At 37.4% G+C, this 21,950-nt stretch carries 22 protein-coding genes and 1 tRNA gene; 13 read left to right on the top strand and 10 right to left on the bottom strand.

The annotated features are described in order from the left end of the window. Positions 1-72: 72 nt before the first annotated feature. On the bottom strand, positions 73-1,668 hold the full coding sequence (lnt, locus tag RMO03_RS01710) for an apolipoprotein N-acyltransferase (protein WP_309640348.1): 1,596 nt from the start codon (positions 1,666-1,668) through the stop codon (positions 73-75). A gap of 1 nt (position 1,669) precedes the next feature. Then, a complete protein-coding gene (locus RMO03_RS01705) occupies positions 1,670-2,653 on the bottom strand; it encodes a PorV/PorQ family protein (protein WP_309640452.1) in 984 nt (327 codons plus the stop codon). A gap of 264 nt (positions 2,654-2,917) precedes the next feature. On the opposite strand from RMO03_RS01705, the gene RMO03_RS01700 reads away from it, so the two are divergent. Together RMO03_RS01700 and RMO03_RS01695 are read left to right on the top strand one after the other, a co-directional pair. Next, positions 2,918-3,604, top strand: a complete 687-nt coding sequence (locus RMO03_RS01700) for a CDP-alcohol phosphatidyltransferase family protein (protein WP_309640347.1) — start codon at positions 2,918-2,920, stop codon at positions 3,602-3,604. Beyond that, positions 3,604-4,452, top strand: coding sequence for a glycoside hydrolase family 25 protein (locus RMO03_RS01695; RefSeq protein ID WP_309640346.1), 849 nt, complete (start codon positions 3,604-3,606; stop codon positions 4,450-4,452). Before RMO03_RS01700 ends, RMO03_RS01695 begins: the two co-directional genes overlap by 1 nt. On the opposite strand, the gene lptB is transcribed toward RMO03_RS01695, so the two are convergent. The 4 genes from lptB to RMO03_RS01675 form a co-directional block, all read right to left on the bottom strand. Beyond that, complete coding sequence (gene lptB, locus RMO03_RS01690) at positions 4,449-5,189, bottom strand: LPS export ABC transporter ATP-binding protein (RefSeq protein WP_309640345.1); 741 nt, start codon at positions 5,187-5,189, stop codon at positions 4,449-4,451. The genes RMO03_RS01695 and lptB overlap by 4 nt on opposite strands. A 170-nt stretch (positions 5,190-5,359) precedes the next feature. Further along, positions 5,360-5,707 (bottom strand): carboxymuconolactone decarboxylase family protein, encoded by a 348-nt coding sequence (locus RMO03_RS01685; RefSeq protein WP_309640344.1) that lies wholly within the window; start codon positions 5,705-5,707, stop codon positions 5,360-5,362. Further along, a complete protein-coding gene (gene tatC / locus RMO03_RS01680) occupies positions 5,700-6,515 on the bottom strand; it encodes a twin-arginine translocase subunit TatC (RefSeq protein ID WP_309640343.1) in 816 nt (271 codons plus the stop codon). The genes RMO03_RS01685 and tatC overlap by 8 nt, the downstream gene beginning before the upstream one ends. Next, positions 6,515-7,480: a KpsF/GutQ family sugar-phosphate isomerase gene (locus RMO03_RS01675; protein ID WP_309640342.1), complete on the bottom strand. Its 966-nt coding sequence runs from the start codon at positions 7,478-7,480 to the stop codon at positions 6,515-6,517. Before RMO03_RS01675 ends, tatC begins: the two co-directional genes overlap by 1 nt. An 85-nt stretch (positions 7,481-7,565) precedes the next feature. On the opposite strand from RMO03_RS01675, the gene recQ reads away from it, so the two are divergent. Then, the gene (gene recQ / locus RMO03_RS01670; protein ID WP_309640341.1) at positions 7,566-9,761 is read left to right on the top strand and encodes a DNA helicase RecQ; all 2,196 of its coding nucleotides are present in this window, start codon (positions 7,566-7,568) and stop codon (positions 9,759-9,761) included. Positions 9,762-9,817: 56 nt separating this feature from the next. Here recQ and RMO03_RS01665 read toward each other — a convergent pair whose 3' ends face one another. Beyond that, on the bottom strand, positions 9,818-10,063 hold the full coding sequence (locus RMO03_RS01665) for a hypothetical protein (RefSeq protein WP_309640340.1): 246 nt from the start codon (positions 10,061-10,063) through the stop codon (positions 9,818-9,820). Between the two features lie 63 nt (positions 10,064-10,126). On the opposite strand from RMO03_RS01665, the gene RMO03_RS01660 reads away from it, so the two are divergent. The 4 genes from RMO03_RS01660 to RMO03_RS01645 all read left to right on the top strand — a co-directional run bounded on the left by RMO03_RS01660 (position 10,127) and on the right by RMO03_RS01645 (position 16,660). Continuing rightward, complete coding sequence (locus RMO03_RS01660) at positions 10,127-11,668, top strand: T9SS type A sorting domain-containing protein (protein WP_309640339.1); 1,542 nt, start codon at positions 10,127-10,129, stop codon at positions 11,666-11,668. Between the two features lie 230 nt (positions 11,669-11,898). Next, on the top strand, positions 11,899-13,410 hold the full coding sequence (locus RMO03_RS01655) for a T9SS type A sorting domain-containing protein (RefSeq protein ID WP_309640338.1): 1,512 nt from the start codon (positions 11,899-11,901) through the stop codon (positions 13,408-13,410). Between the two features lie 113 nt (positions 13,411-13,523). Beyond that, positions 13,524-15,050 (top strand): redoxin domain-containing protein, encoded by a 1,527-nt coding sequence (locus tag RMO03_RS01650; RefSeq protein ID WP_409024903.1) that lies wholly within the window; start codon positions 13,524-13,526, stop codon positions 15,048-15,050. A 44-nt stretch (positions 15,051-15,094) separates the two neighbouring features. Beyond that, positions 15,095-16,660: an FAD-dependent protein gene (locus tag RMO03_RS01645; protein ID WP_309640336.1), complete on the top strand. Its 1,566-nt coding sequence runs from the start codon at positions 15,095-15,097 to the stop codon at positions 16,658-16,660. Between the two features lie 286 nt (positions 16,661-16,946). Here RMO03_RS01645 and msrA read toward each other — a convergent pair whose 3' ends face one another. Continuing rightward, positions 16,947-17,567, bottom strand: a complete 621-nt coding sequence (gene msrA, locus RMO03_RS01640; RefSeq protein ID WP_309640335.1) for a peptide-methionine (S)-S-oxide reductase MsrA — start codon at positions 17,565-17,567, stop codon at positions 16,947-16,949. A 1-nt stretch (position 17,568) separates the two neighbouring features. Further along, entirely contained in the window at positions 17,569-18,111 is a 543-nt protein-coding gene (gene msrB, locus RMO03_RS01635) for a peptide-methionine (R)-S-oxide reductase MsrB (protein ID WP_309640334.1), read from the bottom strand. 241 nt (positions 18,112-18,352) lie between these two features. On the opposite strand from msrB, the gene idi reads away from it, so the two are divergent. The 6 genes from idi to RMO03_RS01605 all read left to right on the top strand — a co-directional run bounded on the left by idi (position 18,353) and on the right by RMO03_RS01605 (position 21,211). Then, positions 18,353-18,886, top strand: a complete 534-nt coding sequence (gene idi, locus RMO03_RS01630; RefSeq protein WP_309640333.1) for an isopentenyl-diphosphate Delta-isomerase — start codon at positions 18,353-18,355, stop codon at positions 18,884-18,886. Next, a complete protein-coding gene (locus RMO03_RS01625) occupies positions 18,887-19,297 on the top strand; it encodes a 6-carboxytetrahydropterin synthase (protein ID WP_309640332.1) in 411 nt (136 codons plus the stop codon). Then, entirely contained in the window at positions 19,297-19,752 is a 456-nt protein-coding gene (locus RMO03_RS01620; RefSeq protein ID WP_309640331.1) for a peroxiredoxin, read from the top strand. Before RMO03_RS01625 ends, RMO03_RS01620 begins: the two co-directional genes overlap by 1 nt. Positions 19,753-19,755: 3 nt before the next feature. Next, positions 19,756-20,727 (top strand): type I phosphomannose isomerase catalytic subunit, encoded by a 972-nt coding sequence (locus RMO03_RS01615; protein WP_309640330.1) that lies wholly within the window; start codon positions 19,756-19,758, stop codon positions 20,725-20,727. A 63-nt stretch (positions 20,728-20,790) separates the two neighbouring features. Beyond that, positions 20,791-21,060, top strand: coding sequence for a hypothetical protein (locus tag RMO03_RS01610; RefSeq protein ID WP_309640329.1), 270 nt, complete (start codon positions 20,791-20,793; stop codon positions 21,058-21,060). A 74-nt stretch (positions 21,061-21,134) separates the two neighbouring features. Further along, a tRNA-Thr gene (locus tag RMO03_RS01605) sits at positions 21,135-21,211 on the top strand. Positions 21,212-21,340: 129 nt separating this feature from the next. Here RMO03_RS01605 and RMO03_RS01600 read toward each other — a convergent pair. Further along, positions 21,341-21,950, bottom strand: a 610-nt coding sequence (locus RMO03_RS01600) for a hypothetical protein (protein ID WP_309640328.1), incomplete at its 5' end; no start/stop codon positions are given.

Below are 21,950 nucleotides of genomic sequence, written 5' to 3'. Positions count from 1 at the left end.
ATCAAAAAGCCGAAATTTAAATATCTTATAGTCTTAAAATCCTAAAATCCTAAAATCTTACAGTCTTAAAGTCTAATAAACCACCGCTCTTTTCTTAACCACAATATAACCCGTCAATAAACTCAAAAAGAACATGGCCATGTAGGCAATATAATCGCCGCTAAAAACGTAAAAAGTCATCTTCGAATTCAAATGCACATGACCTTTTAGTGCTGTTTTTTCTCCATATTTCGTTCTAGAAATAATCTCACCTTTCTGATTGATAAAAGCTGAAATCCCGGTATTGGCGCTGCGAGCAATATCTCTGCGGGTTTCTATCGCGCGAAGCGAAGCAAACGTTAAGTGTTGTTTGTGTCCTTGCGTTTCGTTCCACCAAGCATCATTGGTAATAATCGCCAAAAACTGCGCTTGATTTTTCACAAATCCCGAAACATATTCTCCATAAACCGATTCATAACAAATGATTGGAGCCACTTTAGTTCCGTCATTCGCGATAAAAGGCGTGCGTTCTTTTTGCGTAGTTTTCGTCGAAATTGTGCCGCCCAAATCCAACATCACATTGCCTAAAAGTGGTTCAAGTATGCTTTTGTATGGCAAGTTTTCAATACCAACCACCAATTTCGATTTATAATATTTCTGAAAACCAGGTTTCTGATTGATGAATAAAGCCGCGTTATAAAAATCAACCCACATGCCTTCACGATAAACATTCGATGACGGCGAAACATCTTTAGGATCAAATATAAAATGATACGTATCAATGCCCCACAACAATTGCGCTTTCGGATGTTGTGTTATATAATTCGTCATCAAAGCGCGACTCGGCGAATTGTAAAACCCGTCAAAAGGCGTGCTTTCCGCCAAAACGGTTTCGGGCGCAATCACAAATTCGGTATTGGGCGTAATCAGCGAATCGGTTTGTGCTAAAAGTCCTTTGGCAATAATGAAATTCGGCGTGTCATATTTTTCCGTGTATGGATCAACGTTGGGCTGCAAGACAATCACTTCTTTGGTTTCGCCTTTGATTTCATAAATGTTGTAAATCCACAATGAAAAAACAATAGGAATGGCAATCATCAATACGATTCGAGGCACCATTTTTTGGAAAGTTGATTTCACATTCTCAGCATTCGAAACCGCATAAAACGCCAACACATTCACGCCTAAAACCCATAGCGAACCGCCAAATGTTCCTGTATATTCATACCATTGAATCCATTTTGGGTAATCGCCAAACACATTGCCCAAATTGAGCCAAGGCCACGAAAAATCCCAATTCAAATGGAACTTTTCAAAACTGAGCCACAAACAAACGAAGAAAAACAAACTCCATTTTGCAGCGATTCTTTTCGATACAACATGATACAATAAAAACAAAATACTCATCAGCAACGCATTCACCAAAACGGCGAAAAACATCCCGAATCCTGAAGCATAATACAACCACCAAGTCGTAATCGCATTCCAAATTACAAAAGTAATGTAAGCGCAAACCCAAACTTTGAATTTGACTTTATCATGCGATTCACGCAGTGTTTTTTCAGCAAATAATAATGGAATAAACGCGAAGAATATCAACAAAGTCGAGCCATATGTAGGCCAACTGCACGCCAATAAAAGTCCCGAAAGTACCGCCAAAAAAAAGGGTTTTTGGTAGAATTGTTTCATCTTATTGGAAAATACTTAAATCGACTTTGAGTGAAAAAATATTAGAATATAAAGCCGCACTTTGATTGCCTAAATCGGTCAAAGCATAATCGATTTGGATGCCTTTATATTTGAATCCTAAGCCAACATTGGGCTGGAAACTCAGTTTTGTAGTATTGTCGATTTGTGTCAAATTCTGGAAATTCCCAAATCCCGTGCGTAGGAAAACCATTTCGGTATAGCCAAATTCAAAACCCACCGCCGGCACAACACTTACAAAATCGGAAGCGATGATGTCGTTGGTTTTATAAAATTCCATATTGAGGTTTATCGCAGGCAAGAAAGTATAATCGTGGTCATATTCGAACAGTCTCGACACACCAAATTGCGCTTTTGGTAAAGTGATTTCGGTACTTTCAGGTAAATCTTGATTCTGCCCGGCAACAGCATTTTGCACTTTGGCATATTCATCTTCATCAATATTCCAAATGTTATAAGTTGTAGTGATATCGCGCAACATCAGGCCAATATCCCAATTGTTTTTCTTGAATTTGAATCCAACATCAACACCAAATCCCCAAGAATTCGCAAACTTTCCAATCACGCGTCTAATTACTTTGGCATTCACACCATAATTCAATCCGTCTAAAGGCAATTTTCGCGCATAAGAAAACGTAAAACCGTAATCGGCCGTCGAGAATTTGCTGATGCGATTGTAATCAATATTACCTTGATCATCGATCAATTCAGTGGTGTTTAAAATATCGTCGACACCAAATCGAATCATCGATATTCCCCAGGAACTATTGTCATCAATAGGTTTGGCGTACGCAGCATAATCATATTGCGCAATATTGGCGAAGTAACTTGCATGCATCAAAGCCACTTGTGATTCTTCAATTCCAAGCAAACCCGCGGGATTCCAATAACCTGAATTCACATCGTGTGTCGAGGCCGTTACCGCATTGGCCATACCTAGCGCTGCGGCATCTACACCAATATTCATAAATTCATTGGAGTATTTTCTGGTGGTTTGTGCTTGCATTGTGCCACTCACCAGAAAAAGAATAAGTAAAATTTTTTCCTTCAAAGCAATTTTGTTTTCAAACCGCAGTTTGTTTTTTTTTCAAAAATATACAATTTTATTGAGCTTATTTCCACCAATTTTCAAATAGGGATTTAAAAACCAATCGAAAAAATAAAACTCTACTAAAAAACGCACTTGTCTTTAACTTATTGTACTAAATTTGTTTTTCAAAATTTTTCAAAAATGCAAATCAAAAAACACGTTCCCAACACAATTACTTTACTCAACTTATTTTGCGGCTGCATTGCATTGGTTTCGATAGCCCAAGGCGATTTTTTGTATGGATTTATATTCGTGTGTTTGGGCATTTTTTTAGATTTTTTTGATGGATTTTTCGCGAGACTTTTTAAAGTTTCTAGTCCACTTGGGTTGCAACTCGATTCGCTGGCCGACATGATTACCAGTGGCGTTGTTCCCGGTTATGTAATGTATTCGATGTTCGCGATGATTTCCGAAAATGCTTATTTGCCTTTTGCGGGATTCGTCATTACGCTCGGCGCTTGCTATCGTTTGGCTAATTTCAATATTGATGAAAGACAAACCGATTCTTTTATAGGCTTGCCAACGCCTGCCAATGCACTGTTCTTTTTGAGTTTGCCATTGATACATGAATTTGAATTGCTTGCCAATGTGTGGTTTTTGCTTGCGATTTCGTTATTAAGTGCTTACATTATGAATGCTGAGATTCCGTTATTTTCATTAAAAATTAAAAAGCTCAACTTTAAAGACAACGCACTACAAATGACTTTTTTGTTGCTGTCGGTTTTGCTATTAATCGTGTTTCAGTTTTTAGGAATTCCGTTGGTGATTTTGATGTATGTTTTGCTTTCTATCATCAATAACAAATTCTTGAAAGCGAAGGTTTCATAATGAAAAAGAGAAGAATTACTTCGAGAAAACCTACGTCACGGAAAAAGAATTCTTTTTGGAAAAGCAAAATAAGCCATTATATTTTAGGTGGTTTTTGTTTCCTTTTACTGTTCGGAATTGGCTTTCATTACCGCAATGGTTTATTGTATTATTTGGGATTCAAATCTGATAAAATCCTTGAAAGCAAAGAATCCAAACGAATTTCTGATGTTCGGAATTACAGTGTTTTAAGCACTTATGATGATAAGGTTGTCGGCATCGATGTGTCGCAATATCAAGGAAAAATCGATTGGAAATCGGTGCGTTTGGTAGAAAATAATTTCCCGATTCGGTTTGCGTTTATTCGAGCCACAGTAGGCAAAGACAAAGTCGATTGTGAATTCGAAACCAATTGGAAATCTTCAAAAGCGACTTTAATTCGTGGCGCTTATCATTACTATCGACCCAATGAAAATTCTTTAGAGCAAGCCAATAATTTTATTAAAAATGTAAAACTACGTAAAGGCGATTTGCCACCGGTTCTCGATATAGAAGCGATGCCAAAAAACCAACCAATAGATAGTTTGAAAGCGGGTTTAAAGCGCTGGCTCGAAAAGGTTGATGCGCATTATCAAGTAAAACCCATCATTTACACGAATGAAAAATTCTACGAAGCTTTTTTAAAAGAAGATTTTAGCAACTACCAATTTTGGATTGCCAATTACAATTTCTTTGTAGAAACCCTACAAGACGATTGGCTCATTTGGCAGTTTACGGAAAAAGCCACGGTTTCAGGAATAGATGGCAATGTAGATGTGAATATATACAACGGAAGCCCTAAAATGTTGCAGTATCTGACGCTGAATTAAAACGATAACTTCTTTTTACGCAATTCGAAGTTCTGACCTAGATAAACACGACGCACCATTTCATCTTCGACCAATTCTTCAGGAATTCCGGCTTTTAGGATTCCGCCTTCAAACATCAAATACGTTTTGTCAGTAATCGCCAAAGTTTCCTGAACGTTGTGATCGGTAATCAAGATGCCGATGTTTTTATCTTTGAGATGCGCCACGATGCGTTGAATGTCTTCTACAGCAACAGGATCGACACCTGCAAAAGGTTCATCAAGCAAAATAAATTTAGGATCTGTCGCCAAACAACGTGCTATTTCAGTACGACGGCGTTCGCCACCCGACAATAAATCACCGCGATTGGTTCTGATGTGCTGCAAGCCGAATTCATCAATCAACATTTCCATTTTGGCTTCTTGTTCGGCTTTGGTATGTTTGGTCAATTGCAATACGCTCAAGATATTGTCTTCGATGCTGAGCTTTCTAAAAACGGAAGCTTCCTGCGCCAAATAACCAATACCTTGTTGGGCTCTTTTATACATTGGATAATGCGTAATATCCAAATCATCGAGATAAATATTACCCGCATTGGGTTTTACCAAGCCAACAATCATATAGAAAGAAGTTGTTTTTCCTGCACCATTCGGACCCAGAAGTCCAACAATTTCTCCTTGATTTACTTCGACAGAAATGCCTTTCACGACGCTTCTGCCTTTGTAGGTTTTGACTAAATTTTCTGCTCTTAAAATCATTTTTCTTTGTTTAATTGTTTTTTCAGGAGCTAATCCTGCTATCCACTCCCAATCTTGTCATTGCGAGCTTGCGCGGCAATCTCCCAATGCCAAGGATTTCCGTTACTATCAGGGCTAGGGCAATCATTTCCATCAACACACGCGATTCAACGATTACACGATTACCCGATTCAACCCTTCTCCTCTAAATTTTCCCAAAACTCATAAGCTCTTCGCAAATGTGGGATCACAATCGTGCCACCCACTAAAGTCGCGATGCCCATGGCTTCCATCATTTCTTCTTTGGTGATGCCTTCTTTAAAGGAAGTTTCCAAATGGTATTTGATGCAATCGTCACAGCGCAAAACCGTCGAAGCCACCAATCCCAATAATTCTTTCGTTTTCACATCGAGAGCACCTTCAGCATAAGCGTTCGTGTCAAGATTGAAAATCCGTTTGACGATTTTGTTGTTATCGGCGAGCAATTTTTCATTCATCTTCGCACGATAATCATTAAATTCTTGTACTAAATCAGCCATTTGCTTTGAGTTGTTTTTTATGAACCAATATTGAAATAAAAATACTGGCTTCATAGATTAATAACATTGGAATCGCCACAATCAATTGGCTCACGACATCCGGCGGCGTTACAATAGCAGCAATGATAAGAATAATTACAACAGCATACTTCCAATATTTTCTTAAAAATTTCGGCGTTACCAATCCGAGTTTGGTTAAGAAATAAATTATAATCGGCAATTCGAAAAACAATCCACTGGCAAGAATACTGGTTTTAAACATTCCGATATACGATTCGAGCGTAAATTGGTTTTTTACAATGGAACTAACAGAAAAGGTAGCGACAAAATTGACCGACATAGGAATGACTACAAAATAACCAAACACAACACCTATAAAAAATAAGAGCGAAGAGAAAAAGATGAATACTCGGACACCTTTGCGCTCTTTTTCATACAATGCAGGGCTAATGAAATTCCATATTTGTAATAAGATGTATGGGAAACTTAGGATGAAACCGGCGAGAAGGCAGATCCACACAAACATATTGACTTGGCCTTCCATTTCCGTATTCTGAATAATAAATGGCAAGTCATTGATGCAAATACTGTCGGCAAAACCAATTTTATGAGACAAATCACAAAAAAAGCGGTACGTAAAAAAGCTTGATCTTGTCGGTCCGAAAATAACCACATCAAACAAATAATCGGCGATAAAGTAAGTCGCACAAGCCATAATGATAACGGCAATAGTGCTTCTGACCAACAACCATCGCAATTCTTCGAGATGGTCTAAAAACGACATTTCACTCAGATTTTTCTTTGCCATTATACAATCCCTTCTTTTAAAATGTCATGTAAATGCAGAATACCTTTATATTCGCCATCATCTGCTACAACGATTTGAGTGATTGAGTTGTCTTCTAAAATATTGAAGGCATCGACAACCATCGCGTTGGAACCAATCATTTTTGGGTTTTTTGTCATAATGTCTTGAGCCGTTACATCGGTTAAAGAATCTCTGTGAGTTAGCATTCTACGAATATCACCATCGGTAATAATGCCGACGACTTTGTTGTTTTCAATAACAGCAGTAACACCCAAACGTTTTTCTGAAATTTCGAAAATTACTTTTTTGATGGGTGTATCCAAACTGACTGCTGGTTTTAATGCATTCTCTAGCATGTCTTTCACGCGCAGTAATAATTTTTTACCTAATGCACCACCAGGATGGTATTTAGCAAAATCAGTTGCTTTAAAATCACGCATTTCCATCAAACACACCGCCAAAGCATCGCCCATGACTAGTTGTGCTGTCGTGCTGTTGGTGGGCGCGAGATTATTCGGACAAGATTCTGCATCTATGGTAGTGTTTAAAACCAAATCGGAGGATTTGGCTAATGAGGAAGTCATGTTTCCTGTAATGGCAATTAAGGTTTGACCATAATTTTTAAGAAAAGGAACCAAAACTTTAATTTCGGGGCTGTTGCCGCTTTTAGAAATACAAATGACAACATCTTCTTTTTGAATCATACCCAAATCGCCGTGAATGGCTTCTGAAGCGTGAAGAAATAGCGAAGGCGTTCCGGTTGAATTCATCGTCGCTACTATCTTTTGCGCGATGATGGCACTTTTACCAATTCCGGTAACAATCAATCTGCCGTTTGATTTGAAGATGGTTTGAACGGCTTCAACAAACTGTTGGTCTAAAAAATCGATGAGTTTTTTTATAGATTCACTTTCCGATAGGATTGCTTTTTTTGCAATCTCCAATATATTTTCTTTTGTAATCAAAACTGTATGTTATAAAATTTGTGTGTGTAAAAGAAAGTTGTATCTTTATGAGACGCAAATTTATATAAAATACCATTAACATAGAATGAATTCAACCGAAATTGACATACACAAAGAACTAAAAAAGTATTTTGGTTTCAACCAGTTTAAAGGTTTACAAGAACAAGTCATCAAAAGTATATTGGCAAAACAAAACACCTTCGTCATTATGCCGACTGGAGGTGGAAAATCACTTTGCTATCAATTGCCTTCTCTCGTTCAAAATGGGACGGCGATTGTAGTTTCTCCATTAATCGCTTTAATGAAAAATCAGGTCGATGCCATTCGAAGCGTGTCTTCTGAAAATGGTGTTGCGCATGTATTAAATTCATCGCTTACCAAAACAGAAATCAATCAAGTTAAAAAAGATATTACAAGCGGAATCACTAAGTTGCTTTATGTGGCTCCCGAATCATTGACCAAAGAAGAATATGTGGCTTTTCTTCAAACCGTTCCAATTTCATTCGTAGCCATTGATGAAGCGCATTGTATTTCAGAATGGGGACATGATTTCCGCCCGGAATACAGAAACTTAAGACACATCATCAAACAACTTGGCGACGTTCCTGTAATCGGACTTACCGCGACAGCCACGCCTAAAGTGCAGGAAGACATTCTTAAAAATTTGGATATGTCGAATGCCACTACATTTAAAGCGTCTTTCAACAGACCCAATCTTTTTTACGAAGTACGTACGAAAACCAAAAATATTGAATCTGACATCATCAGATTCATCAAGCAACACAAAGGAAAATCAGGTATTATTTATTGCTTAAGCCGTAAGAAAGTAGAAGCGATTGCTGAAGTATTGCAAGTCAATGGCATCAGTGCCGTTCCGTACCATGCAGGTTTAGATGCAAAAACACGAGCCAAACATCAAGATATGTTTTTGATGGAAGATGTTGATGTCGTCGTAGCTACAATTGCTTTCGGAATGGGTATCGACAAACCTGATGTTCGTTTTGTGATTCACCATGATATTCCAAAATCTTTAGAAAGTTATTATCAGGAAACAGGTCGCGCGGGTCGTGATGGCGGTGAAGGTTATTGTTTGGCTTATTATTCTTATAAAGATGTTGAAAAATTAGAAAAATTCATGTCTGGGAAACCTGTTGCAGAACAAGAAATTGGTTTTGCTTTATTGCAAGAAGTGGTGGCTTATGCGGAAACTTCGATGTCGCGTCGTAAATTCTTATTGCATTATTTTGGAGAAGAGTTCGACAGCGAAACCGGTGATGGCGCCGACATGGATGACAATGTACGCAATCCGAAAAGTAAAGTCGAAGCCAAAGATCAAGTGATTAAATTACTACAAGTCGTCCGCGATACGAAGCATTTATACAAATCAAAAGAAGTTATTTATACGTTGATTGGTCGTGTGAATGCTGTAATTAATGCGCACAGAACCGATTCGCAACAGTTCTTTGGTTCAGGAAAAGATTTCGAAGAGCGGCATTGGATGGCTTTAATCCGGCAAGTGTTGGTTGATGGTTTGCTTTCTAAAGATATTGAAACTTATGGCATTTTAAAAGTGACAGAAAAAGGATTCGATTTTATTGATAATCCTACTTCCTTTATGATGTCCGAAGACCACGAATATAACGAATCGGAAGACGAAGCGATTGTTACTGCTGCCAAATCTTCTGGAACAGCTGACGAAGCTTTGATGGCAATGCTGCGCGATTTAAGAAAAAAGGTCGCCAAAAAATTGGGCGTGCCACCGTTTGTCGTTTTTCAAGATCCATCGTTGGATGATATGGCTTTGAAATATCCGATTACGATTGATGAGTTGACCAATATTCATGGAGTAGGTGAAGGTAAGGCGAAGAAATACGGCAAAGAATTCGTCGAATTGATCAGTCGATACGTTGATGATAACGACATCATTCGTCCCGATGATTTGGTAGTCAAATCGACGGGTGCTAATTCTGCTAATAAATTATACATCATTCAGAATATTGATCGAAAATTATCGCTATCCGATATTGCTTCCGCCAAAGGTTTGAATATGGATACTTTGATTAAAGAAATGGAGCAAATAGTCTATTCCGGGACCAAGTTAAATATCAAATATTGGATTGATGAAATGCTTGATGACGATCAACAAGAAGAAATTCACGAGTATTTTATGGAATCCGAAACCGACAAAATTGAAGATGCACTCAAAGAATTTGATGGTGATTACGACATTGATGAACTGCGATTGATGCGTATTAAATTTATAAGTGAAGTAGCGAATTAATTATGAATTAGAAATTACGAATTACAAATTGTAACCAGATTTGTAATTCGTAATTTCTAATTCGTAATTGAATAAATTTCCCCACGATGCGGCTTCAATGCATCACGAACAGCAATCATATTGCCTTCCTCAACAACCATGAAAGCGGTGGCGTGCATGTCGCTAATAATGTCAAAACCTGTGATGTTAAGCGGTAGTTTTTCTGCGTGCATATATTCTTTCAAATGCACTTCATGATGCTCCGCAGTTTTAGCCGCAACAGCACCTCGAAAATCCCAAATAAGTTTGATTTTTTTAGACATTTTTTTTTGCAAAGATACACAGCCAAGTAGTTTGTTTTAGTATATTTGAAGAAAACTAATCTTATGAAAAATAATTACTTAACGATTACTTCTGTTTTTAAAGGTGCTTTTTTATTGCTGTTTTCAATGGCAACGCAAGCACAATCTGATTATTCTGTAGTTGCAATTCCTTACCAAATTTATACAGCAACTTCAGCTGTTCAAGGAACTAATGATGATACTTTTTCGGCTCCGATTCCGTTGGGTTTCGATTTCGATTTTTATGGTAGCACATACAGCCAGGTGAATGTGAGTACAAACGGTTACATCAGTTTTACACCACAAACATTGGGAGGTTTTTCACCATGGGCATATAACCAAACCATACCTAGTGCTACTTTTGAAGTAAAAAATGCTTTTCTCGGTTGTTTTCATGATATGAATAATTCAGATGCACAAGGAAACATTACGTATTCTATAGTGGGTAGTGCGCCTTACAGAAAAATGGTGGTGCTTTTTGACAATCAATCACAATTTTCGTGTGGTTCCGCTGCAAAAAGTACGTTCCAAATGGTATTGTATGAAACATTGAACATCATGGATGTGCAATTAGTAGATAAGCAAGTTTGCACTGGTTGGAATTCAGGTAACGCAGTAACCGGAATCATCGATCAAACCGGATTATTGGCTGTAACACCACCTGACAGAAATACTTCGGCTTGGACCGCTTATCACGAAGGATGGCGTTTTCAAAGACCAATCTCAACCAACTCGTATTTGTTTGCAAAATGTGATGATGATGCCGATGGTTTTGTGAGTTTCAATTTGCAAGTGGTGCAACATGATTTATCGCCTACGGATCTTTCGTTGGTTTCTTTTTATAGCAACGAATCGGATGCTATTTCACAAACCAATGCTTTTACGAATTTAAATTACACCAACACCACTAATACAGAAACGATTTATGCCAATGCGAATGGTGAAATTAAAACAGTTGTATTGCGCGTTGTTGATTGTGCAAACGACTACGATTTAGATTCAGTAGCTACGGCTGACGAAGATTTAAATGCCGATACGAATTTAGCCAACGATGATACTGATTTGGATGGTATTCCAAACTTTATCGACAATGATGATGATGGCGATTTGATACTGACTTCGGTAGAATACGTATTTAATAGGAGCGCAAACGGAGCTTTGGCATACTTAGATACGGACAATGACGGTATTCTTAATTATTTAGATAAAGATGATGATGGCGATGGAGTTTTGACAATTAACGAAGATTACAACCACAACAACAATCCGTTGGATGATGATACCAATGCCAATTCACTTCCTGATTATTTAGAAAACTCAGTGGCTTTAGGAGTCAACAATTTCGATATCAAAAACAATTTGACTATTTATCCAAATCCTGCAAGTTCTGTTCTGAATATTGAAAATAAATCGAACGAAACGATTTCAAATATTGCGATTTATGCTATTAATGGAACCTTAGTAAAAGAAATCAAATCGAATGAAGCGATGCAAGCCATTCCGGTAGCGGATTTGCAAAACGGAATTTACTTTGTGAAAATAGAATTGAATCAACAAGTAATCAATTATAAATTCATCAAGCAATAACAATTCGAGTATGCGATTTAGGAAAGGTTTAGTAGCGATGCTAAACCTTTTTTTATGGATTTTATTTATAAACTGCTACAAATTTCTAAAAGCTAATTAGGCTTTAAAGCAATAGATAGTCTAATTTATTTAAGTTATCACTTGCTTTTTTAACTTTTTAAAAGCCAATTGTTTAGATTGCTTTTTTTTATTATATTTGACAAAACTAAACCAAAACTAAACCCATTATTATGATTAAAAAATACCTTTTTTTAGTAGTATTATTTTCTTTCTCATTCAAAGGAAATTCTCAGTCCAATTACGCAGTTACTCCGATTCCATTCACGCAATACAGTGCATCTTCTGCGAATTTAGCAACATCAGATGATCGTTGTTCCAATTTAATTGCGCTCCCTTTTGCTTTCGATTTCTACGGCGTAAATTATAATGAATTAGTTATCAGTACCAATGGTTACATCGATTTTCGAACTTCTTCTGCCAATACATCTTCGCCATTTGTTTTTACACAGGAAATTCCTAACGTGGCTTTCCCTGTAAAAAATGCAATTCTTGGCGCTTATTCGGATTTAAACAATTCGAATGCAGAAGGCACCATTACTTACGGACTTTATGGCACAGCACCGCATAGAAAATTTGTAGTGTATTTTTACAACAATTCATTCTTCTCCTGCACCGCAATGAAAAGTAATTTTCAAATGATTTTAAGCGAAACCTCAAACACAATCGATATTCAACTCATTGATAAGCAATCTTGCACTGCAGCAGGAATCGGTAAAACCGTTACAGGATTGATAAACCTTTCCGGTACAGAAGGTATTGCGGCACCGAATCGCAATACCGGAACTTGGTCAGCCTATCATGAAGGATGGCGTTTTTACAGACCAAACTATTACACCAATTATGCTTTTGTTCGTTGTGATGATGATGCCGATGGTTTCCAAACGTTCGATTTAAATGTTGCTGCCAATGATTTGTCGCCTGCCAATCCAGCATCAATTAGTTTTTATGCAGACATGGCATTGACTATTCCAATCATCAATCCAAGTGCGTTTACCAATACAACGAATCCACAAACAATCTACGCCGGTGGAAATGGTATGATCAAATCGGTTATTTTAAGTGTTGTCGATTGTACTGTTGATGCTGATAATGACACTGTTGATACTGCTTCAGAAGATGTAAATAACGATACGAATTTGGCCAATGACGATACTGATTTTGATGGTTTGCCAAACTACCTTGACAATGATGATGATGGCGATTTGATTTTGACCAATGTAGAATATGTTTTTGGAAGAGGCAGTCAGAGTAGCAATTCACTTCTGGATACCGATAATGATTCGATTCCAAATTATTTAGACAACGATGATGATGGCGATAATGTATTAACGTTCATGGAAGATTACAACCACAACAACAATCCGGCAGATGATGATACGAACGCCAATTCTATTCCGGATTACTTAGAAAACGCAGTGGCTTTGGGCGTAAATAATTTTGATATTAATCAGCAAGTAAGCATTTATCCAAATCCTGCTAGTTCGGTTTTGAATATTGAAAACACATCGAACGAAGCCATTTCAAACATTGCTATTTACGCGATTAATGGTGCATTAGTAAAAGAAATCAAATCGAATGAAGCGATGCAAGCTATTCCAGTAGCGGATTTGCAAAACGGAATTTACTTTGTGAAAATCCAATTGAATCAACAAGTAATCAATTATAAATTCATCAAGCAATAAATTTAAAATTAATATATAGAACAGAAAGGTTTAGTAGTCATTGCTAAACCTTTTTTTTATGTAAAAATATTGGTGAAATAATTTATTTTTGTGGCAGTAAAAATAAAACAATCATGAGAAATTGCTTGCATAGAAAATTAGCAATGGTTTACTTTTTTTGCTTTTTTTCATTAATCGGTAGCGCACAATCGAGCTATAAGATTGAGATTAATATGAAAAATTGTAAGGACACGTTGGCGTATCTTACTTTTTATCAAATGGACAAAACTTATATTAAAGATACTTGCACCAGTATCAAAAACGGGAAAATTATTTTCAATGGAAAAGAGCAACTCGACAAAGGAATTTACTCTTTAGTCAATCAAAAAAAAGAAATTGTATTTGATTTTTTTGTCGATGAGAAAACTCAAAACCTCAAGTTGAATGGCGATTCGGCTGGTTTTAAAAGAGAAGCTACTGCTGAAAATTCTGCTCAGGAAAATGATTTTTTTAAGTACATCAAATTCCTCACAGAGCAAAATGAGCAATTTGCAATTGCCAAACAACAGCTCAAAGGTTTGTCTAAAAAAGATTCTTTGGCTAAGGTTATACCCTTATTAAAAACGCTAGAGAATACTATTCAGGAATATGAAAATCAAACTGCAGAAAAAAATAAAGCAAGTTATTTCGGAGATTTTTTAAGATTTAAAATGGAAAAGAACTTGAAAGAGATTCCTAATCCGACCAATAGAAAAGACAGTTTGAAGGTTTACCAATATTACAAAACACATTATTGGGATGGCGTCGATTTTAAAGATGCTGCGATTACGCGAAACCCTTTCTTCTCCAACAAACTCAAAAAATATTTTGAAACGGTTATTTATAAGCATCCGGATTCCGTGGCGGTTGAAATCGATCGTATGATGCTAAAACCCGACTTTGGAACCCAACTCTACAAATTGTTGTTGGCCCATTTCACGGCGACTTACGAAATCTATAATGTCATGGGATTCGACAAAGTTTTCGTGCATATGGTTGATACTTATTTTAAAACCGGAAAAGCTGTCGGTACTTATGAAGATGATGTTATCGAAAGAATCATCAAGCACAGTGATAAGTTGAAACCACTTTTAATCGGCACAAAAGCCCCAGATTTATTGATGATTAAAGCTTCCGATCGCGATAAAATTGCCAAAATGGGATTTGAAAATGTCAAAAGCAGTGCTGAGGTAACGCAACTTTATTATAGCAATGAAGCTGAAATCAACACGCTGTTTTATAAGTTGCACAATGTTGCTGCCGATTTTTTGATATTGGTATTTTGGGATGTCGATTGCGGGCATTGCCAGAAGGAAATTCCCAAGCTTTTAGAAGAATACCACAACTTGCAAAAAGAAAATAAAGATGTGAAGGTCTACAGTGTTTACACCCAACAAGAAGGCGACAAATACCTAAAATATATCGACGAGCACAAGTTAGATTGGATTAATGTTTATGATGGCGTGCATTATAATAATGTTACTGAGAAATACGACATCTATTCAACGCCTGTAATTTATGTTTTGGATAAAAACAAAGTCATCAAAGCAAAACGTATTTCGGTTGAACAAATCAAAAGCATTATAAAAGATATCGAAGCCGAGTATAATAAGGTGAAATAACGGCTTCTTGATAAATTATTTTTAAGTTTGTCAAAAATTCCACCATGCCAAAAGAATTGCTTTTACAAGTTTCGCCTGAAGTGGCCGTTGATGCAGCGTTGCTTCAAGAGCATGTTGGGAAATTAATCCAAACCAATCCCAAAGACATTCAACATATTTCGATTTTGAAGCGATCCATTGATGCGCGTCAGAAAGCGATTAAAATCAATTTAAAAGTGTTGATTTTCATGTATGGTGAAACCTTCACACCACAAAAAATTGAACTTCCCGACTATAAAAACGTATCGAACGCACAAGAAGTAATCGTCATTGGCGCTGGACCGGCCGGACTTTTTGCCGCTTTGCAACTGATTGAATTGGGTTTGAAACCGATTGTCATCGAAAGAGGCAAAGACGTTCGTGGCAGGCGCCGTGATTTGAAAGCGATTAATTTGAATCATATCGTCGATGAAGATTCTAATTACTGTTTTGGTGAAGGTGGAGCGGGCACTTATTCCGATGGTAAATTGTATACACGTTCTAAAAAGCGTGGCGATGTCACGAGAATATTAGAGTTGCTAGTCGCTTTCGGTGCTGCTGATGATATTCTGATTGAAGCGCATCCACACATCGGAACCAATAAATTGCCGCAAATCATTCAAGATATTCGTGAGAAAATTATCGAATGTGGCGGGCAAGTATTATTTGAAACACGCGTTACTGACATTGTTATAAAAAGTAATGAAGTGCAAGGTATTGTTACTCAAAGCGGCACTACAATTACGGCTAACAAAATCATTTTAGCAACCGGACATTCGGCTCGTGATATTTTCGAATTGCTCGACAGAAAGCAAGTTTTTATCGAAGCCAAACCTTTTGCAATTGGTGTTCGTGCGGAACATCCGCAATCGTTGATTGATAAGATTCAATACAACTGTGATTTTCGTGGTGACTATTTACCACCTGCTCCTTATTCGATTGTGAAGCAAGTGGGCGGACGCGGCATGTATTCGTTTTGTATGTGTCCTGGTGGTGTGATTGCACCTTGTGCTACGAGTCCGGGTGAACTGGTGACTAATGGTTGGTCGCCGTCAAAAAGAGATCAGGCTACCGCGAATTCTGGGATTGTGATTGAATTGAAACTTGAAGATTTCAAGCCTTATGAAAAGTTCGGAGCTTTAGCCGGACTCGAATTTCAAAAAAGTATTGAGCAAAAAGCGTGGCATTTAGCGGGCGAAACCCAAAAAGTTCCGGCGCAACGTATGGTTGATTTTACGCAAAATAAAGTGTCAGTTGATATTCCAAAAACTTCTTATGTTCCGGGAACAACTTCGGTAGAAATGGGACAAGTTTTCCCGGGATTTTTATCGCAAATACTACGTGAAGGTTTTACGGAGTTTGGCAAAACGATGAAAGGGTATTTGACCAACGAAGCCATTTTGCATGCGCCTGAAAGCAGAACATCTTCGCCAGTAAGGATTCCGAGAGATTCGGAAACCTTGGAGCATCTTCAGATTAAAGGATTGTATCCTTGCGGAGAAGGTGCTGGTTATGCCGGAGGAATTATTTCTGCTGCTATTGATGGTGAGAAATGTGCGTTGAAAATTGGGGAAATTCTTCTAAAAAAATAGTAATTTTTTACCACAAGGTGCGCAAAGTTTTACGCTAAGTTCGCAAGGGTTATTATAAACTTTTTTCTTTGCGCTCCTTGCGTAAAACTTTGCGGACTTTGCGGTTAATTTATTTTAAGTTAACCCAAAAAACCAAAGTTTATTCTGGCCATATTCTGCGTGAGGGATTGCAACGGTATCCTTTTGTTCTGGGGTTCAGAACAAAAGATTTAGTGGAAAGCCCGGCCCTTGTGGACACGCCCAAAAAAACAAAAGCCGAAAATTACTTCTCGGCTTCTTCTGGCAACTATTTCTTTTTCAATCGGTCTTTAAAAATCTTTTCGAATTTTTCTATTTTGGGTTGAATCACCATTTGGCAATACGGCTGGTTTTTGTTGTTTTGATAATAGTTTTGGTGGTAATCTTCGGCTTTATAAAATTTGGTAAACGGCTCTAAAGTCGTCACAATTGGGCTGTCGTATACCTGCGCTTTTTTGAGAGCGGCGATGATATTTTGTGCAGCCAGTTTTTGCGTTTCGTCTTTGTAGAAAATCACGGAGCGGTATTGCGTTCCCACGTCAGCACCTTGTCGGTTAAGGGTTGTAGGGTCATGCACGGTGAAAAACACTTTAAAAATTTCGTCTAAATTGGTGATGGTTTTATCGTAAGTAATTTGCACGACTTCGGCATAACCGGTTCTTCCCGAGCAAACTTCTTCATACGAAGGATTGGCGGTTTTCCCACCAGAAAATCCGGAAACTACAGATTGCACACCTTTAAGATTTTCGTAGACCGCTTCTACACACCAATAGCAACCGCCACCGATGGTTATGGTTTCAAGATTTGACATATTGTTTGTTGTTTTAGGTTTGTTTTGGGCCACCGCGCTTTGAGCAATGATGGCAAAGATTAAAATTATTTTTTTCATTTTATTGATTATCAGGTTCAAAATCGAGCGCTATGGAATTCATGCAATATCTTTTTCCGGTAGGCGCAGGGCCATCATCGAATAAATGGCCTAAATGTCCACCACATCTGCCGCAAAGTGCTTCGATACGTTGCATTCCATAAGCATTGTCATCTTTGTAAACGACGCTGGTTTTACTGTCTTGCTCGAAGAAACTCGGCCAACCGCAGCTGCTTGAAAACTTAGCACCCGAACGGAATAATTTATTGCCACAAGCGGCGCAATAGTAAGTTCCTTTTTCGTCCGTGTTCCAATATTTCCCAGTGAATGGTCTTTCGGTATCGGCATGTCTTGATACTTCATATAAATCTTCGGGCAACACTTTTTTCCATGCTTCATCGGAAACGTGGAGTTTTTCTTTACTGGTTCTGGAATAATAAGGATTTTTCATGGTGGTTTCTTTTTTAATGACAGGCTCTTTTGCCGTTTTATTTTGCGCACAGGCTGATAAAATGAAGCATAGTGAGAATGTCAAAAGTGAGAGGAATCGAATGTTGTTTTTCATAATAGCATTATTTTTATTTCGATGTAAAGGTACTTGGCTACTTACGTTGTGATTTGTCAGTTAGTTTACAAAGCATTGATTTTTATGGAAAACTTAACATTTTTTTGCGCTCTTAAAAAGGAACAGTAAAATTAGAGCAGCAAGTCAGAAACCTTTGTGAAACACTCGTTAAACTTATCACAATTTCAAATTCGCCACCATTACGAGTTGTTTTTTTGTACTTTTGAGCATCTATATCGCTATGAAAGAAGAACAAGTTATTTTAGTCAACGAAAACGATGAACCAATAGGATTGATGCCCAAACTCGAAGCGCATCAAAAGGCGATTTTGCACCGTGCTTTTTCGGTTTTTATTTTGAATGATAAGGGCGAACTCATGTTGCAACAACGCGCACATCAAAAATACCATTCGCCATTATTGTGGACGAACACTTGTTGCAGCCACCAACGTGATGGAGAAACCAATATCGAAGCAGGCAGCAGACGATTGTTTGAAGAAATGGGGTTCCAAACCGAGCTCAAAGAATTGTTTCATTTCATTTATCAAGCGCCATTTGATAATGGCCTTACCGAGCACGAACTCGACCATGTAATGATTGGGTATTTCAATGAAAACCCAACGATTAATACTGATGAAGTCGAAGCTTGGAAATGGATGAAAATTGAAGATGTGAAAGAAGATATGATTCAAAACCCGAATCTATACACGGTTTGGTTTAAGATTATTTTCGATGAATTTTATCATTTTTTAGAAAACCATAAATCCGGAATTTAAATGAAAGTAACCTTGAGCAGAAAAGCGCATTTCAACGCCGCGCATCGATTGTATCGCAAAGATTGGTCTGATGAAAAGAACGATTTGATTTTTGGGAAATGCAACAATCCGAATTTTCATGGGCACAATTACGAATTGATTGTTAGTGTTACGGGTGAAATCGATCCTGAAACGGGTTATGTTATGGATGTCAAATTTTTGACTGATATTATTAAAATGGAAGTTGAAGACGCATTCGATCATAAAAATCTGAATCTTGATGTTCCGGAATTCAAAGATTTAAATCCAACTGCCGAAAACATTGTTGTAGTCATTTGGAATAAAATCAGAACTCGCATTGCAACGTCACTCGATTTAGAAGTGGTTTTATATGAAACCCCGAGAAATTTCGTAACCTATAGCGGTCAATAATGGCATTGGAAGTTGGAGATTTAATTCCACATTTTACAGCCAAAAATACTGCGGGAAAGGATTTCGACAGTAGTAGTTGCATCGGCAAAAAACCTGTAGTAATTTATTTTTACCCAAAAGATGATACGCGAATTTGCACACAACAAGCTTGTAGTTTCCGTGACCAGTATGAAGATTTTAAAGCTTTAGGCGCTGAAGTCATTGGAATTAGTGGTGATAGTGTTCGATCGCATCAAAAATTTTCTGCACAATATCAATTGCCTTTTATACTTTTGTCGGATTCGGATAAGAATATTCGAAATCTTTTTGGTGTGCCCACGAATTGGTTGGGATTGATTCCGGGAAGAGTGACGTATGTTGCTAATAAAGAAGGTGTAATTATTATGGTTTTTAATAGTACTTCGGGCACCATTCATATTAAAAAAGCATTGGAAGCTTTAAAAAATAATTTATAAAAAATGACTGCTAAACCATTATATCCATTACAATTCAAGCCGATTCTTAAAGAACGCATTTGGGGTGGAACGAAATTGAAAACAGAACTTCACAAATCCATTACTTCTGAAATTACGGGAGAAAGTTGGGAATTATCCACCGTTGATGGCGATGTTAGTGTTGTTGCGAATGGAGCATTCACTGGGAAATCGTTGCTTGAACTCATCGATGAATTGCCTAATGAAATCTTGGGAACTAAAGTGCATGAACAATTCGGCAAACAATTTCCACTACTTTTCAAATATTTAGACGCGCGTGAAGATTTGTCGATTCAAGTGCATCCAAATGATGCGTTGGCCAAAGCACGACACCATTCTTTTGGAAAAACAGAGATGTGGTATGTGATGCAAGCGGATTCAAATTCAAGTTTGATTGTTGGTTTTAAAGAAGATTCTAATGCCAAACAATACATTGAAAATTTAGAGCACAAAACCTTGTTGAATATACTCGACCGCGTCAATGTTGATATAGGCGATGTTTTCTTTTTAGAAACAGGTACTGTTCATGCGATTGGTGCCGGATTGTTGATTGCAGAAATCCAACAAACATCCGATATTACGTATCGCCTGTATGATTTTGATCGAGTGGATGCACAAGGTAAAACCCGAGAATTGCATGTTGATTTGGCTTTAGATGCCATTAATTACAGTCGGGTTGAAGCTAAAAAAGAATACACTAAAACAGCAAACATATCCAATGCAATGGTGGATTGTCAATACTTCACGACCAATTTTATTCCGTTGCAAGGTGTTATCAATGTTCAAAAAAAGGACACTTCCTTTACGGTTTATATGTGTACGGAAGGTGCATTCACGATTACTTTTGATGGTGAAATCTATGCATATAGAAAAGGCGATACGGTTTTAATTCCTGCTTCAATGTCGCAATATCAATTGAATGGAACCGCTTCAGTTTTAGAAATTTATATTAAATAGTTTTTTATCAATAAAATAGATGTACTTTTGCACGCAAATTAAAATTAAAAAATACCCATTACTATGGCAAACGTTAAGAATTTAAAAAAAGACATCAACTACGTTTTAGGAGATATTATTGAAGCAGTTTACTTATTCGAATTGTCGACGACAGGAAAACCGACTGATGCTTCCAATGCTGTTATCGATGAAGCAATCGCTACTTTTGATAATTTAATCACTAAAGTAAACGCTAAAAAGGTTGAGAATAAAAAAGCGCATTTCAAACAAATCAATGTTGAATTAGAACAAGCTGCTAATCAATTGGTTGCTAAGATCAACGGATTGCAGTAATAATTTGCAGTAAAAAAGTTTCATTTTATTTTGCATATTTAAAATGGACTTCTATATTTGCATCGGATTAAGCCGCCAGCGTAGCTCAGTTGGCTAGAGCAGCTGATTTGTAATCAGCAGGTCGTGGGTTCGAGTCCCTCCGCCGGCTCCAGAAAACCATCACTTTTTGTGGTGGTTTTTTTTATGGATTAAAATCAAGCAGAGGATTAAACTTTCAGGATAACTCAAAAAAAAAACCCATTCACATTGTGAATGGGTTTTTGAGGATTATATTTTTTAATTAATTATAGGTGATGTCATCAACAGAAACTACTGAAGAATATATTTCATCTGAAACATCGGTTACGATAAACGCGATATATACTTCATCACCGACACTGCTAAAGTTGATTACTTTGTTTAACCATCCGGTTGAACCTGCATAGCCATCTCCCGTATCCGGCATTCCAGGGAAGCCACCACAAGAAGTATTTCCTGCTTTCCCTAATGTATTAACACTCGTTACAAATTCTGAATGTGCACCATTCGCTCCATAAACAATGGCCATGAAAGAATCGTCGTATTCACTTCCAACGTATTCTTGAAATTCGGCAGAAAGAAAATTATAATTAAAACCAATAGAAGTGATATTCGCGTTGATTGGCCCAATAATCATAATGCTTGATGCTCCTCCTATTGCATTTCCACTTGAAATCAATTGATCACCGGAAGTTATAGACGCAAAATTATTCCCTTCAAAAGGGTTTACACAACCTTGAGTTCCTGAAAGTACGTTTCCGTCACCAATAAAATTTACACCGGCAATACCAGTTTCAAAACCACCATTCCCATCAAAGCTGTTGTTTGTTGTTGAAGCAGTTCGATAAGAAATAACTTGATCAGTTTCAAGG

The organism is Flavobacterium sp. (genome assembly GCF_031411595.1).
Taxonomy (GTDB): domain Bacteria; phylum Bacteroidota; class Bacteroidia; order Flavobacteriales; family Flavobacteriaceae; genus Flavobacterium.
Note: the sequence above shows the minus strand (reverse complement) of the source record. Positions and strands in the feature narration are given on the sequence as shown.

Coding starts and splice junctions, on each gene's coding strand:
- lnt (WP_309640348.1), bottom strand. CDS start 1,668: ATGAAACAATTCTACCAAAAACCCTTTTTTTTGGCGGTACTTTCGGGA.
- RMO03_RS01705 (WP_309640452.1), bottom strand. CDS start 2,653: ATGAATATTGGTGTAGATGCCGCAGCGCTAGGTATGGCCAATGCGGTA.
- RMO03_RS01700 (WP_309640347.1), top strand. CDS start 2,918: ATGCAAATCAAAAAACACGTTCCCAACACAATTACTTTACTCAACTTA.
- RMO03_RS01695 (WP_309640346.1), top strand. CDS start 3,604: ATGAAAAAGAGAAGAATTACTTCGAGAAAACCTACGTCACGGAAAAAG.
- lptB (WP_309640345.1), bottom strand. CDS start 5,189: ATGATTTTAAGAGCAGAAAATTTAGTCAAAACCTACAAAGGCAGAAGC.
- RMO03_RS01685 (WP_309640344.1), bottom strand. CDS start 5,707: ATGGCTGATTTAGTACAAGAATTTAATGATTATCGTGCGAAGATGAAT.
- tatC (WP_309640343.1), bottom strand. CDS start 6,515: ATGGCAAAGAAAAATCTGAGTGAAATGTCGTTTTTAGACCATCTCGAA.
- recQ (WP_309640341.1), top strand. CDS start 7,566: ATGAATTCAACCGAAATTGACATACACAAAGAACTAAAAAAGTATTTT.
- RMO03_RS01665 (WP_309640340.1), bottom strand. CDS start 10,063: ATGTCTAAAAAAATCAAACTTATTTGGGATTTTCGAGGTGCTGTTGCG.
- RMO03_RS01660 (WP_309640339.1), top strand. CDS start 10,127: ATGAAAAATAATTACTTAACGATTACTTCTGTTTTTAAAGGTGCTTTT.
- RMO03_RS01655 (WP_309640338.1), top strand. CDS start 11,899: ATGATTAAAAAATACCTTTTTTTAGTAGTATTATTTTCTTTCTCATTC.
- RMO03_RS01650 (WP_409024903.1), top strand. CDS start 13,524: ATGAGAAATTGCTTGCATAGAAAATTAGCAATGGTTTACTTTTTTTGC.
- RMO03_RS01645 (WP_309640336.1), top strand. CDS start 15,095: ATGCCAAAAGAATTGCTTTTACAAGTTTCGCCTGAAGTGGCCGTTGAT.
- msrA (WP_309640335.1), bottom strand. CDS start 17,567: ATGAAAAAAATAATTTTAATCTTTGCCATCATTGCTCAAAGCGCGGTG.
- msrB (WP_309640334.1), bottom strand. CDS start 18,111: ATGAAAAACAACATTCGATTCCTCTCACTTTTGACATTCTCACTATGC.
- idi (WP_309640333.1), top strand. CDS start 18,353: ATGAAAGAAGAACAAGTTATTTTAGTCAACGAAAACGATGAACCAATA.
- RMO03_RS01625 (WP_309640332.1), top strand. CDS start 18,887: ATGAAAGTAACCTTGAGCAGAAAAGCGCATTTCAACGCCGCGCATCGA.
- RMO03_RS01620 (WP_309640331.1), top strand. CDS start 19,297: ATGGCATTGGAAGTTGGAGATTTAATTCCACATTTTACAGCCAAAAAT.
- RMO03_RS01615 (WP_309640330.1), top strand. CDS start 19,756: ATGACTGCTAAACCATTATATCCATTACAATTCAAGCCGATTCTTAAA.
- RMO03_RS01610 (WP_309640329.1), top strand. CDS start 20,791: ATGGCAAACGTTAAGAATTTAAAAAAAGACATCAACTACGTTTTAGGA.